The sequence below is a fragment of the Ensifer sp. genome, from assembly GCF_031989085.1.
GTDB lineage: Bacteria > Pseudomonadota > Alphaproteobacteria > Rhizobiales > Rhizobiaceae > Ensifer.
Window position 1 is genome coordinate 20,817 of record NZ_DALZXU010000008.1, and the last position, 13,216, is coordinate 34,032.

At 64.5% G+C, this 13,216-nt stretch carries 16 protein-coding genes; 8 read left to right on the forward strand and 8 right to left on the reverse strand.

Features of this window, described 5'->3' with window-relative positions; translation table 11 throughout:
* Position 1: 1 nt before the first annotated feature.
* The 3 genes from RTP54_RS25005 to speB (RTP54_RS25015) form a co-directional block, all read right to left on the reverse strand.
* Positions 2-169 carry a hypothetical protein gene (locus tag RTP54_RS25005; RefSeq protein ID WP_112812243.1) on the reverse strand — a complete coding sequence of 56 codons (168 nt, stop codon included), beginning with the start codon at positions 167-169 and terminating at the stop codon, positions 2-4.
* A gap of 131 nt (positions 170-300) precedes the next feature.
* A complete protein-coding gene (locus RTP54_RS25010; protein ID WP_312366268.1) occupies positions 301-1,809 on the reverse strand; it encodes an aldehyde dehydrogenase family protein in 1,509 nt (502 codons plus the stop codon).
* A 56-nt stretch (positions 1,810-1,865) separates the two neighbouring features.
* A complete protein-coding gene (speB, locus tag RTP54_RS25015; RefSeq protein ID WP_312366270.1) occupies positions 1,866-2,843 on the reverse strand; it encodes an agmatinase in 978 nt (325 codons plus the stop codon).
* Positions 2,844-2,936: 93 nt separating this feature from the next.
* On the opposite strand from speB (RTP54_RS25015), the gene RTP54_RS25020 reads away from it, so the two are divergent.
* The 8 genes from RTP54_RS25020 to RTP54_RS25055 all read left to right on the forward strand — a co-directional run bounded on the left by RTP54_RS25020 (position 2,937) and on the right by RTP54_RS25055 (position 9,585).
* Positions 2,937-3,869, forward strand: a complete 933-nt coding sequence (locus tag RTP54_RS25020; RefSeq protein WP_112818184.1) for a LysR family transcriptional regulator — start codon at positions 2,937-2,939, stop codon at positions 3,867-3,869.
* A gap of 130 nt (positions 3,870-3,999) precedes the next feature.
* Entirely contained in the window at positions 4,000-4,926 is a 927-nt protein-coding gene (locus RTP54_RS25025; RefSeq protein WP_112812307.1) for an amino acid ABC transporter permease, read from the forward strand.
* Positions 4,923-5,687 carry an amino acid ABC transporter ATP-binding protein gene (locus RTP54_RS25030; RefSeq protein WP_112812305.1) on the forward strand — a complete coding sequence of 255 codons (765 nt, stop codon included), beginning with the start codon at positions 4,923-4,925 and terminating at the stop codon, positions 5,685-5,687. Before RTP54_RS25025 ends, RTP54_RS25030 begins: the two co-directional genes overlap by 4 nt.
* Positions 5,688-5,717: 30 nt before the next feature.
* A complete protein-coding gene (locus tag RTP54_RS25035) occupies positions 5,718-6,578 on the forward strand; it encodes an ABC transporter substrate-binding protein (RefSeq protein ID WP_112818183.1) in 861 nt (286 codons plus the stop codon).
* A gap of 19 nt (positions 6,579-6,597) precedes the next feature.
* Positions 6,598-7,380 (forward strand): GntR family transcriptional regulator, encoded by a 783-nt coding sequence (locus tag RTP54_RS25040; protein WP_162719550.1) that lies wholly within the window; start codon positions 6,598-6,600, stop codon positions 7,378-7,380.
* 26 nt (positions 7,381-7,406) lie between these two features.
* On the forward strand, positions 7,407-8,147 hold the full coding sequence (locus tag RTP54_RS25045; protein WP_312366276.1) for a BtpA/SgcQ family protein: 741 nt from the start codon (positions 7,407-7,409) through the stop codon (positions 8,145-8,147).
* Positions 8,144-8,653, forward strand: coding sequence for an ureidoglycolate lyase (locus RTP54_RS25050; protein ID WP_312366278.1), 510 nt, complete (start codon positions 8,144-8,146; stop codon positions 8,651-8,653). Before RTP54_RS25045 ends, RTP54_RS25050 begins: the two co-directional genes overlap by 4 nt.
* Positions 8,650-9,585 (forward strand): carbohydrate kinase family protein, encoded by a 936-nt coding sequence (locus tag RTP54_RS25055; protein ID WP_312366280.1) that lies wholly within the window; start codon positions 8,650-8,652, stop codon positions 9,583-9,585. The genes RTP54_RS25050 and RTP54_RS25055 overlap by 4 nt, the downstream gene beginning before the upstream one ends.
* 22 nt (positions 9,586-9,607) lie before the next feature.
* On the opposite strand, the gene RTP54_RS25060 is transcribed toward RTP54_RS25055, so the two are convergent.
* The 5 genes from RTP54_RS25060 to speB (RTP54_RS25080) are packed head-to-tail and all read right to left on the reverse strand — an operon-like array spanning position 9,608 to position 13,202.
* Positions 9,608-9,784 (reverse strand): hypothetical protein, encoded by a 177-nt coding sequence (locus RTP54_RS25060; RefSeq protein ID WP_312366282.1) that lies wholly within the window; start codon positions 9,782-9,784, stop codon positions 9,608-9,610.
* Between the two features lie 39 nt (positions 9,785-9,823).
* On the reverse strand, positions 9,824-10,714 hold the full coding sequence (locus RTP54_RS25065) for a polysaccharide deacetylase (RefSeq protein WP_312366284.1): 891 nt from the start codon (positions 10,712-10,714) through the stop codon (positions 9,824-9,826).
* The gene (locus RTP54_RS25070; protein ID WP_312366285.1) at positions 10,711-11,448 is read right to left on the reverse strand and encodes an SDR family oxidoreductase; all 738 of its coding nucleotides are present in this window, start codon (positions 11,446-11,448) and stop codon (positions 10,711-10,713) included. The genes RTP54_RS25065 and RTP54_RS25070 overlap by 4 nt, the downstream gene beginning before the upstream one ends.
* On the reverse strand, positions 11,445-12,227 hold the full coding sequence (locus tag RTP54_RS25075; protein ID WP_312366286.1) for an SDR family oxidoreductase: 783 nt from the start codon (positions 12,225-12,227) through the stop codon (positions 11,445-11,447). Before RTP54_RS25075 ends, RTP54_RS25070 begins: the two co-directional genes overlap by 4 nt.
* 3 nt (positions 12,228-12,230) lie before the next feature.
* Complete coding sequence (gene speB / locus RTP54_RS25080) at positions 12,231-13,202, reverse strand: agmatinase (protein ID WP_312366287.1); 972 nt, start codon at positions 13,200-13,202, stop codon at positions 12,231-12,233.
* Positions 13,203-13,216: the final 14 nt, after the last annotated feature.

Below are 13,216 nucleotides of genomic sequence, written 5' to 3' on the forward strand. Positions count from 1 at the left end.
CTCACGCCCCCCAGAACCAGAAGCCGAGGACCAGCACGAGCGTCAGCACGGTCATGCCGGCATAGTCGAGCCTGCTCATCGTGCCTTCGAAGCGGTGACCGGCCTCGATGTCTTCATAGATACGGGCGCGGCGTCCCAGTTCGTTCTGCCAGGCAACATCGTTTTCCATAGTTCGTTCCCCTGTCGCGTCGCGCCTTTGGCGTCTTTCCGCGAGCAAATGCGGCTCCATCAGCCGACGGTCTCGTGAACCGGGCCGCCCATGGGCGGCGACCCGCAGAATTTTCCGTAGCCGCCCGACAACTACGGCAGCGTGATCCACACGGCCTTCGTCTCCATCAGGTAGTCGAGCTGTTCGGGGCCGAGGTCCTTGCCGAAGCCCGAAGCCTTGAAGCCGCCGAAGGGCATGGACGGATCGATCGTGCTGTGCGCATTGACGTAGACGGAGCCCGCATGCAGGCGCGGGATGAGCGTGTGCACGCGCGCGAGATCGTTGGAGTAGATCGCGGCGGCCAGGCCGAACGGTGTGTCGTTCGCCAGCGAAACCGCCTCATCCAGCGTCTCGAAGGGGCTGGTGACCAGAACCGGCCCGAAGATCTCTTCGCGCACGATGGTCATCTGCGGTCTGCAATGGGCAAAGATCGCCGGCTCGACGAAATGGCCGGGCCGGTCGGGATTGCCCCCGCCATGGATCAGCTGGGCGCCCCCGCGACGGCCGGCTTCGATATAGTCGGACACGACCTTTTTCTGCTGCGCCGAGACCATCGGGCCGATGTAGCAATCGCGGTCGAGGCCGGGCGCGAGCGTCAGCGTGCGCGTGACTGCAACCAGCTCTTCGAGGAAAGCGTCGTGAACGGATTTCTGGACGTAGACACGGGTGCCCGCATCGCAGACCTGGCCGGAGTTGAAGAACACACCGTTCGCCACCGCGCGGGCAGCACTTTGCAGGTCGGCATCGTCGAGCACCAGCACCGGCGATTTTCCACCGAGTTCCAGCGTGACATGCTTGAGGTTGCCGACAGCCGCGCGGCCGACCTCCTGCCCGACCGGGGTCGAGCCGGTGAAGGTGACCTTGTCGATGCCGGGATGGGTCGACATCGCTGCGCCGATAACGCTGCCGCGACCGGTGACAACATTGACCACGCCATCGGGAATGCCGGCCTCCTGCACCAGTTCGGCAAAGCGCAGCGTGGACAGCGAGGTCAGTTCCGCCGGCTTGACGATGACGGTGCAGCCGACAGCAAGGGCGGCCGCGAGCTTCCACGCCATGGTCTGCAGCGGGAAATTCCACGGTACGATGGCGGCGACGACGCCGAGCGGCTCCTTGCGCGTATAGGCGAGGTAGTTGCCGGGAATGGACGGCTCGACGGTGCGGCCATGCAGCTTTGTCGGCCAGCCGGCGAAGTAGCGAAAGGTATCGACCGTGCCCTGAATGTCGATCTCCCGGGCAAAGGTTACCGATTTGCCCATGTCGATGGCTTCGATCTCCGCCAGTTCGTCGGCGTGGGTCTCGATGAGATCGGCAAGGCGATGCAGCAGCCGCTCGCGCTCGAGCGGCTTCAGGAGGCGCCAGGCGCCGCCATCGAACTGCGCGCGGGCGGCGCGCACGGCCCGGTCGAGATCATCGGTGGTGCCGGACGGCGCGCAGGTGATCAGGCCGGTGGTCGACGGCTCGAAAATATCGAAAGTCGCGCCATTGCCGCTGTCGACCCAGGCGCCGCCGATGAACATCTTCTGCGGTTTTGCCAAAAAACGCCGCGTCGCATCGCTGACACCATAGTGATCCAGATAGTTGCGGACGCTTTCGTCCATGTCTTTTCCTCCTCGTCGGCAGCCGTGGGCATGCCGGCCCTTCCGGGTGTCTTCGATCAGCGGTTTCCGGCTCTTGCCTGCATGACGCGGCCGATGAGGTTCATGAGAACCTGGGCGGCCAGAATGGATGTGCCGCCGGTGTGGTCGTAGTCGGGGGCGACCTCGACCAGATCGATGCCGACGATGGTCCCGCGCTTGGCGAGTGCCGCCAGGATCTCCAGCACCTCGTAATAGATGAAGCCGCCATGCGACGGCGTGCCGGTGCCCGGCGCGATCGACGGATCGAAGCCGTCGATGTCGATGGTGACATAGTAGCGGACGCCGGCCGGCACGCGCTCGACGACGCCATCCGTGCCCAGCGCCCGGATCTGGCGCACCGACAGGATGTCGGAGCCCATCTTGCGGGCATCCTCGTAGCCTTCCCTGGCGGTGGAGGAGACATTGCGGATGCCGAGCTGCGACAGGCCGCTGACATAGGGCTTTTCCGCTGCACGCCGCATCGGGTTGCCATGGCCGTAGCGCACGCCATGGCGCTCGTCGACGAAATCGAGATGGGCGTCGATCTGCACGATATGGATCGGGCCGTTCTTTTCGCAGTCCTCGGCAAAGGCGTTGACGCAGGGGATGTTGATCGAATGATCACCGCCCAGCACCACCGGCAATGCGCCGGCCTCCAGGATCTTGCGCACGCCGAACTCGATGTTGGCATGGCTCTTCATCGTGTCGGTGTGGACGATGTCGGCATCGCCGATATCGACGATGGAGACCTCGCCGCTCGGCAGATAGGTGACGTCGTCCTCATGGTCATAGGCGCCGCCATGGCCGAAAGAGAAGAGGGTGGAGGCTTCGCGGATCGAGCGCGGTCCGAAGCGGGTGCCGGCGCGCCACTGGGTGCCGCAGTCGAAGGGGGCGCCGAGGATGGCCACGTCGGCGTCGATCGCATCCCAGTCCGGCTGGTAGGGATATTTGCCGAAGGTGCAGATGCCGACAAACGGCAGGTTCAGACGACCGGTCTCATAGGAATTGCTGGTCATGTCCCCTCCTCCAAAGGTGAGAAGGAGTGTGCCAAAGGCCAAAACATTTAAAAGTATCTATGATTACATGTTCACTTGTGCATTTATCAATGGATGATCAACAAGGTTCGACACCGCGTTCTCAATCTCTCGCTTGGCGACGCCGAGCTCAGGCTGTTGCGCGTCTTCGCCTCCGTCGTTCAGCACGGCGGCTTCTCCGCCGCCCAATCCGCTCTCGGCATGACGCAGGCGACCATCTCCACCCATATGCGTCATCTGGAGGAACGGCTGGGCCTGCGCCTCTGCAGTCGCGGGCGCAGCGGCTTCGAACTCACCGACGAAGGACGGCTCGTCTACGACGCCACGCTCGAACTGTTCGGCTCGCTTGAAAAGTTTCAAAGCCGCATCGGCGAGGCGCAAGGGGAACTGACGGGCAGCCTGAGCTTCGGCACCGTCGATGCGATGATCACCAATCGCGACCTCGACCTCCAGGGCGCACTGGCCGCCTTTCACGCCCAGGCCCCGCGCGTACATCTGGAAATCGACGTCGCCGCGCCGCAGGTGCTGAACCAGGGCCTGCTGAACGGTTCCTACCAGATCGTCCTGATGCCGTCCGTCGGCAACGTCACCGCGCATTTCCGCAGCCAGGTGGTCTTTTCCGAGGTGCAGAAACTCTACTGTGCCGTGGGCCATCCGCTCTTTGCCCGGCCGGACGCGGAACTGACCGACGGCGAGCTCGAATCCCAATCCTTCGCCGGGCGTACCTACATGCTCAAGCAAACGATCTGCGGCGTGAACTTCAACTGGGCCGCGGCGACGCCGCACATGGAAGGGACGCTGCTCCTCCTCCTGTCCGGCGCCTATATCGGCTTCCTTCCCGATCACTATGCCGACGAATGGGTTCGCACCGGCCGGCTGCGCGTGCTCGCCCCCGAGCGCCTGACCTTCGAGGACATTTTCCATATTGCCTATCCTCGCAACAAGCCCTCCCGCGCAGCCGAAACGCTGGCGCAAGCGATCACGGAAAGCAGGCGGCGGACGCGCTGATATCCGGATCGCCGCATTTTTTCCGCGTCCAGCGGCGTCGCGCCTCTCCCGGAAGGCGCTCACAATGTCGCTTGACACCAGGCGAAAGCGTCCGTAGTAAGTTGTAGGCCTAACCCTACAAGTGGATTTCATGCCTCATTTGCCTCACTCTTCACCCGCAGCCCTGACGCTGACCGATCTGCCCGGCCCGGATGTGACCGTCCGTCGCCTGCGGCACCCCGGCCGCTGGATCAGCGGCGGCCTCGTCCTGCTGCTGCTTGCCGTCATCGGCCGGGCCTTCGCGGTCGGGCAGATCCAGTGGACCGTCGTCGGGCAGTTCCTGACCGCCGGCGTCATCGTCACCGGATTTGGCTGGACACTGCTGATTTCGGCCTGCGCGTTGGTGCTCGGCGTGGCCCTTGGCTTTGCCTTCGGCATCATGCGGCTTTCGGAAAACCCGATCCTGCGCTTTGCAGCGTGGCTCTATGTCTGGATCTTCCGCGGCACGCCGGTGCTGCTGCAGTTGCTCATCTGGTTCAACATCGCGCTGGTCTTTCCTCGCCTTTATATTCCGGGCCTCGTCGATGAGCGCATGGTGGATGTCGTCACGCCGTTCGTGGCAGCCGTCCTGGGGCTCGGCGTCAACGAAGGCTCCTATCTCACCGAGGTGGTGCGCGGTGGTATCGGCTCCGTCGACCGCGGTCAGAAGGAAGCGGCCCACACGCTCGGCATGACGCCGGGCCAGACCATGCGACGCATCATCCTGCCCCAGACGGTGCGCCTGATCCTGCCGGTGCTCGGCAACAGCGCCATCGGCATGCTGAAATTCTCCTCGCTGGCCGCCACGATCGCCATGGGCGAGATGCTGAACGCCGCACAGCGCATCTACTTCATCAACGGTGCGGTGATCGAACTCCTGTTCGTCTGCGCCGTCTGGTATCTGGCCGGAACCACCGTGCTTTCGATCGGCCAATATTATCTCGAACGTCACTTCGGCCGCGACGCCGCCACAGCCAGCAGCGATCGCCGCGGGTTCTGGGCCTGGGTGCGCCGGCCGGCCGCAAGGGGGGAAGCATGAGCCTCGCAGTCAAGGCGGTCGGTATCCGCAAGAGTTTTGGCAGCCACGAGGTCCTGAAGGGCCTGGATCTCGAAGTCGCCTATGGCGAGGTGCTCTGCATCCTCGGTCCATCCGGCAGCGGCAAGAGCACGTTCCTGCGCTGCATCAACCATCTGGAAACGCCCAATGGCGGCTATGTCTGGGTCGATGGTTCGATCATGGGCTATGCGCTTCACCGTGGCGCGCTTCAGGAGTTGCCGGTCAAGCGCTTGCGCGCCCAGCAGAGCCAGCTCGGCATGGTGTTCCAGCACTTCAATCTGTTCGCCCATCGCACGGTGCTCGGAAACGTCATCGAGGGACCGATGGTCGTGCGCGGTCTCAGCCGTGACGAGGCCGAAGCCCGCGCCATGGGCCTGCTCGAGCAGGTTGGCATGGCCGCCAAGGCCTCAAGCTACCCCTCGCAGCTTTCCGGCGGCCAGAAGCAGCGCGTCGCGATTGCGAGAGCCCTGGCGATGGAACCGCGCGTCATGCTGTTCGACGAGCCGACCAGCGCCCTCGACCCCGAACTCGTCGGCGAGGTGCTGGAAGTGATGCGCAACCTGGCGCGCGGTGGCACCACCATGATCGTCGTGACACACGAGATCGGTTTTGCCCGCGAGGTGGCAGACCGCGTCGTGGTGATGATCGACGGCGAAATCCGCGAGATGGGCGCGCCCCAGCAGGTCCTGAGCGACCCCGGCGACCCGCGCGTGCGCAGTTTCCTCAGCCGCGTGCTGGCCTGATCAACAAAGTTCAAAAAAGGGAGAACGGAAATGAAACGACTGTTGCCGATGGTCCTGGGGCTCGCCTCAGCCACATTCATCAGCCTCGCATCCGGCGTGGCCGCCCACGCCGCCGACGAAAAGCTCGCGGCCGCCCTGCCCGAAGCGGTTCGCTCGGCCGGAAAGCTCAATTTCACCATCAGCCTTGCCTATCCGCCGATGGAATACAGCGACGCCGGTTCGACCGAGCTCAAGGGCTTCGACATCGATCTTGCCAAGGCGATCGCCGAACGCCTCGGCCTCACGGCAGAATTCCAGAACGTCGAATTTCCGCAGCTCATTCCGCAGGTCGTCACCGGCCGTTCGGACATGATCATCACTGCCTTTTCCGACAAGGTCGAGCGCCAGGGCCAGCTCGACTTCATCGACTACTTCAAGACCGGCAACGTCTTTTACACGACGCTCGATCATCAGAGTGAGATCAAGACCGAGGCCGACCTTTGCGGAAAGACGGTCGCCGTGGCCACCGGCACGAGCTGGGTCACCTGGGCGGAAGAGCTTGGAAAGTCGATCTGCCCGGCCGACAAGCTGATCACCGTCATCCAGATCCCGACCCAGGCCGAGCACATCATGCAAATCCGCCAGGGCCGCGCCCAGGCCTCGGTCATCGGGCTTGAGGGACTTCTCGACCTGATCAAGCAGGAACCGGGCAAGTTCTACCAGATCGGCGACGTCGGAGAGATCAACCACTACGGCATCGCCTTCGCCAAGGCGAATGGCGAGTTGCGCGATGCGGTGCATGCAACGCTCGATGCGCTGAAGGCAGACGGCACTTATGCACAGATCCTCGACCGCCACGGCTTGAAAGAGGCGGGTGTCGAGGAGTTCAAGATAAACGGAGCCACGAAGTAACCCCTTGCCGGAGCCTGCCTTGACCCATCCTTCCACGCCAGACGCCAACGCAACGACCGAAAGCCCGGATGATCGGCTGTCGCGCTTTCGCCTCGATTCCTTTTCGAGCGAACAGCTCTACCGGCAACTCTACCGGGCCCTGCGTGCCGCCATTCTGAGCGGTGACTTCTCCGAAGGGGAAGCCATCCCCTCGGAGAACCAGTTGCGCGACCAGTTCGGCATCGCCAGGACCACCGTCCGCAACGCGATGGCGCTCCTGGTGTCGGAAGGATTGGTTCAGCAGGTGCGCGGTCGCGGCACCATCGTCTCGCATCGGCCGATCAGCCACAACATCTGGAACTTCGGCAGCTTCACGGAGCTCGCCCGGCGCCAGGGCCAGCGCCCGGTAACACGGGTGCTGGAACACCGGGTGGAAAACGGCGAGCTCTTCCTGGTGCGTGCCCGGGGCCTTGCGAACGGCGAGACGATCAGCTGGCTCAATGTCGACACCTCGCAGCTCGATCTTGCCCTCTACCCCGGCATCGATGCCTACGATTTCGGCGCGCAATCCCTCTACGAGGTGCTGCGCCGCGATTACGACCGCCATCCCCTTCGCTCGGAACTGCTGCTCACCGTCGTGCCGCCGTCCGATCGTCTTCGGGAGGTCTTTGCCCCGGCGCCTTCAGTGCCGGGCTATCTTTGCGCCAGCGGAGACGTGCTCGATGCCGACGACCAGTTGGTCGAGCGCACGTCGATCGTCTACTCGCCGGCCGTCCAGATGAAATTCGCAACGCGCTGGGGGCGCGATACCGCGCCCGCATGAAGGCGGCGCGACCCAGGAGAACTGACATGAGCCGTTTTGGCGACACTTTCACAACCCCGAAACCCATCCTCGGCATGCTGCACCTGACCGGCGACGGACCCGCCGCAAAATGCGCCCAGGCCGAAGAAGAGGCCCGCATCATGGCCGGCGAAGGTGTCGACGGGCTGGTGGTCGAAAACTACTTTGGCGATGCCGACGATGTCGAGCGCGTGCTCGAGCGGCTGTGCACCCTCGACCTCGGCGCACGGATCGGCGTCAACGTGCTGCGCGACGATGCGCGGGCCTTCGCGCTTGCGGCGCGCTTCCCCGTCTCCTTCATTCAGGTGGATTCCGTCGCCGGGCACCTGCCGCCGGAAAACGATGCCACGTTTGCCGCCGACCTTGCTGCCAGGCGCGCCGGCGTGCCGGCACTGTTGCTGGGTGGCGTGCGGTTCAAGTATCAACCGGTTCTTTCGGGGCGATCCGAAGAAGACGACGTCCGCCTGGGGGCGGCGCGCTGTGATGGCCTCGTGGTGACGTCGGATGCCACCGGCCAGCCGACTGATATGGACAAGGTGGCGCGCTTCCGCGCGGCCACCGGTGGAACCGTGCCGCTTCTCATCGGCGCCGGCCTCACGGAAGCAAATGCCGTCGAGCAGCTCGCGCATGCGGACGGCGCCGTCGTCGGAAGCTGGTTCAAGCACGACCATAAGGATACCGGCCGGGTTGAGGCGGGCCATGTGGCGCGGCTTATGCGCGTCGTGCGCACCGCACGGAGCGCAGCATGAGCACCGACACCGTTGCGGCGAGCCCCGTGACGCCTGAGAATTTTGCCCGCTACGGCAAGGTCTATGACCTCGTCGACGATCTCGACGCACAGGTGATCTGGACGACGGGCGATGGATGGCATGATGGCTTCACCCGTATCCCGCTGGTAGAAGGTTCGCCCCGTCTCGGCATCACGCGTGCGCCGGGAGCGCCATGGTCGTGCGCCGCGATGGAACGGCATCTGCTGACCGAGGAGGCGATTTTCTGCGCCGGCGAAGCGATCGTTCTTGCGGTTGCACCCGCATCGGCCGCCGATGCTCCCGTTGCCGCCGACATCGAGGCGTTCATCATCACGCCGGGCAAGGCGGTGGTGATGAACCGGGGTGTCTGGCACGACGCCTGCCGGGGTGCCGCCGGCCCGACGCCCTATTACTGGATGGCGGTCTGTGGCCTGGGCGAGAGCCCGTGGGTGCCGGTCGAAGGGGGATCACGCCGAGTGCAGGTCATGCAAGGGCAGCCGACATGACTGCCTTTTTCATCGGTGATGTCGCGCTCGACGAATACTACACGGCCGACCGCTGGCCCGGACGGGCAGACAAGGGCATGGTCCGCGAATTGCCGGCCGAAATCGGTGGCTCCATTGCCAACGCCGCCGTCGTGCACGCGGCGCTGGGGGGCGACACCCAGTTCATTTCACTGCTTAACGACAGCCCGCTCTCGCGTCGCCTCATCGACGACCTGAAAAAGAACGACGTCGCTGCCGACCACATGCTGACCGATCGCGCCGTTGCGGAATCGCGCAATCTCATCTTCCTCATCGACGGCGAGCACGTCGTCTTGACGGTCGAGATGGGTGAGCAGCCAATGTGGCTCCCCCCGGCAACGCTTGCAGCCCTGCGCCAGCCAGGCTTCCTCTACACGACACTCTACCGGGTGCGCCGGCTGCATGCGCAGACCGACGGCGGCGTGCTGAAGCAGGCCGATCTCGTTGCCGATCTCAGGCGCCACGAACGCCGCGCGATCTTCGACCTCGATGTCGGCGGATGCGCTCCGGAAGACCTGCCCTATCTCAGGGGCGCTGCCGTCGTCATCTTCAACCAGGTCGGCTTCCGCGCCGCCTTCGGCCATGACGACATCACCCGCATCGCCGGCTGGATACAGGACCACGAGATCGGTTGGGTGGTGCGTACTCTGGCCGCCGACGGTGCGCAGGCCCATGACGGCGAGACGCGCCTTGAGGCAAACGGCTACCCGGTCGACGTCGTCGACGTGACGGGTGCCGGAGATACGTTCGGCGGAGCTTTGACCTGGTGCCTGACCCAAGGGCAGTCCTTTACCGAGGCGCTCGATTTTTCCATCGCCGCCGCCTCGCGCTCCGTCACGATCCATGGTCCGCGCGGCGGCAAGGCGAGCGCCGAGGATATCCGTGCGTGGCGTGCGCAAAGACGCGGGCTCTGACAGGTCGGGACTGAGGGATGCCTCAGTCCCGAAATCCTCGATCGCGGCGCAACATCCGCCGAACGGACGAAATCAGGAAGGTTGCGGCGCCACGCAGCATCCGCATTGCATAGCGGGCTAGGACGAGGCAGGCGGCCGTTTCGCCGTCCGCGTCCTTTTCACCTTTGCCTGCCACCACAAAGCCGATGCCGCGCAGCAAATCTCGCCTCCTTCCGTCAAACGTCTTATCTCGCTAGCGTCACCGAACCCGAACGGGTTCGGCGTAATAGGGCAGCCGATCGATCCGCGGCGACCACAGCCCCTTGTCGACGACCGTGCGCACATGCGCAGCGATCTCCTCCATCGGCGCGAACCAGACGTCGCCGCGCTGGAGAACCTGCTCGAGGAACCGGTGCACCACGTCCCAACGGGCAAGGCGACCGGTGGCGAAGGGATGTACCACCGGCACCCAGAGCGCGCCGTAGCGGTAGGCGGCCTCGAACTCCTGCGCGAAGGCGGCAAAACCCTGTTCGGGCGCGCGGATGGGCATCATGTAGTCGAGGTCCATGGACTGGACATATTGCGGCCAGTCATCGAGCCCCCAGTGCGAGGGCAGCTCCACCAGCTGTCCGGCGTCGCATTCCAGGAGATAGGGAATATCGTCTCCCATCAGCGAGGCGTCGTACTCGAACCCGCGCGAGACCAAAAGGTCGGCCGAGCGGTGCGAGAAATTGTAGAGCGGCGCTCGCCAGCCTCGCGGCCGGCGGCCGCTCGCCTTCACGATCACCTCGATGCTGCGATCCAGCCAATAGGCCTCGTCCTCATCCGACAGCTCGCGCGGATGCTCGTGCAGGAAGCCGTGATGGGCAAGTTCGTGGCCGCCTTCCAGAATGGCCTCGATCGCCTCCGGGTACTTCTCTATGCACCAGGCGGGCACGAAAAAGGTCTGCTTGATGCCGAGCTGCCGGTAGGTTTCGACGATGCGCGGGATCGCCACCTTCGGCCCATACTGCAGCATGGAGATCCCGGCGACGCGGCTATGGCCATCTTCGGGGTGGGCGATATGGATGAGGCTGTCGGCATCCATATCGAAGGTTATGCAAGCGGCGCACTTCGCGCCGTTCGGCCAGGGAATGGGGTTCCTGATCATGGCATGATGCTCCCGCCATTGCTGCCGACACCCTGGCCGGTGAAGTAGCGCCCGCCGGAACCGGCAAGGAACAGCGCCAGTTCGCCGATTTCCTCCGGCTTGCCGAAGCGGGCGAGCGGAATGGCGAGCTCGCGCGCGCGCCACTCGGCGCTCATGTTGGCAGCGCCAAGCATTTCGGTATCGATCGGCCCGGGGCAGATGGCGTTGACGAGGATGCGCGGCGCAAACTCCTTCGCCCAGGAGCGGACCAGGCCGAGGACACCGTGCTTGGAGGCAACATAGGGCGAGAAGGTCTCGCGGCCGTAATAGGCCATGTCCGAAGCGATCATGATCACCCGGCCGGGCGCTTCCGCCGAGCCATCCATCAGGCTGATCGCCATTTTGCCGACAAGGAAGCTGCCGCGCAGGTTGATGGCGATCACACGGTCGAAATCGGCGACCGGCGTTTCCAGCAATGGCGCCTCGTGGATGACGCCCGCGCAGTGCACGACCACATCGATGCCGCCGAACGCCTTCTCGACCGCTTCGCCGACAGCAAGGACGGCGTTTTCGTCGGAGACGTCGCAGGCAAGCGCCAGCGTTTCCGCAGCACCGGCCTTGGCGGCCGATACTGCCGTATCATCGGGCTGGCGGATATCGGCGAGCGCGACGCGCGAACCGGTGGCTGCAAAGGCAAGCGCGCAGGCGGCACCGATGCCGCGATAGGCGCCCGTGACGAGAACGCGCCGGGTCATGCCATCACCTCACCGCGATCGAGCATCAGTCCCTGGCCGGTCATGTCCTTTGCCCCATCGGAAGCAAGGAAGAGATAGGGAGCGGCGAGATCCTCGGGCTCAAGCAGGCCGGGCAGCACCTGCGCGCCGACGATTTCGGCCAGAAGGTCCTCCTCGCTGCGACCGGTGCGCAGAGACATGTTCTTCAGGGACAGCATGGCGGCTTCGGTGCGCACCCAGCCGGGGCAGACCGCGTTGACGCGGATGCCCTTCGACCCGAGCTCCTTCGCCATCACCCGGGTGAAGCCGAGATTGGCGTGCTTGGAGGTGATGTAGGCGGCAAATTCCGGCACCGCGACGCGGCTCCAGATCGAGGCGGTGACGATGATGCGTCCGCCCTCCACCATGTGCGGCACCGCATTGCGCGTGACGTAGAAGGTGCCGTTGGTATTGATGTCGGTGATGCGGCGGAACGTGTCCTCGATTGCCGGATCGGGATCGAGCAGCGGCGTGATACGCTCAAGCCCGGCATTGTTGACGAGGACGTCGATGCGCCCGAGTGGTGCGAGCGCGGCCTTCACCGCGGCACTGTCGGTGATGTCGCATTCAAGTGCTTCCACCTTGCGGCCGAACTGCGCCGACATTTCGGCGGCAGTCTCATGGATGCCCGAACCGGAGGACAGGATGGTGACATCGGCGCCTGCGCTCGCGAAGCCTTCCGCCACCGCGCGGCCGATACCCCGGCTCGCGCCGGTGACGAGCACGTGCTCGCCGGAAAAATCGTAGTGAAGTCGTCCCATGGTTCAGCCTTTCCTTGCCTGCATGACGCGGCCGATGAGGTTCATGAGAACCTGGGCGGCCAGAATGGATGTGCCGCCGGTGTGGTCGTAGTCGGGGGCGACCTCGACCAGATCGATGCCGACGATGGTCCCGCGCTTGGCGAGTGCCGCCAGGATCTCCAGCACCTCGTAATAGATGAAGCCGCCATGCGACGGCGTGCCGGTGCCCGGCGCGATCGACGGATCGAAGCCGTCGATGTCGATGGTGACATAGTAGCGGACGCCGGCCGGCACGCGCTCGACGACGCCATCCGTGCCCAGCGCCCGGATCTGGCGCACCGACAGGATGTCGGAGCCCATCTTGCGGGCATCCTCGTAGCCTTCCCTGGCGGTGGAGGAGACATTGCGGATGCCGAGCTGCGACAGGCCGCTGACATAGGGCTTTTCCGCTGCACGCCGCATCGGGTTGCCATGGCCGTAGCGCACGCCATGGCGCTCGTCGACGAAATCGAGATGGGCGTCGATCTGCACGATATGGATCGGGCCGTTCTTTTCGCAGTCCTCGGCAAAGGCGTTGACGCAGGGGATGTTGATCGAATGATCACCGCCCAGCACCACCGGCAATGCGCCGGCCTCCAGGATCTTGCGCACGCCGAACTCGATGTTGGCATGGCTCTTCATCGTGTCGGTGTGGACGATGTCGGCATCGCCGATATCGACGATGGAGACCTCGCCGCTCGGCAGATAGGTGACGTCGTCCTCATGGTCATAGGCGCCGCCATGGCCGAAAGAGAAGAGGGTGGAGGCTTCGCGGATCGAGCGCGGTCCGAAGCGGGTGCCGGCGCGCCACTGGGTGCCGCAGTCGAAGGGGGCGCCGAGGATGGCCACGTCGGCGTCGATCGCATCCCAGTCCGGCTGGTAGGGATATTTGCCGAAGGTGCAGATGCCGACAAACGGCAGGTTCAGACGACCGGTCTCATAGGAATTGCTGGTCATTATCGTTCCATTTC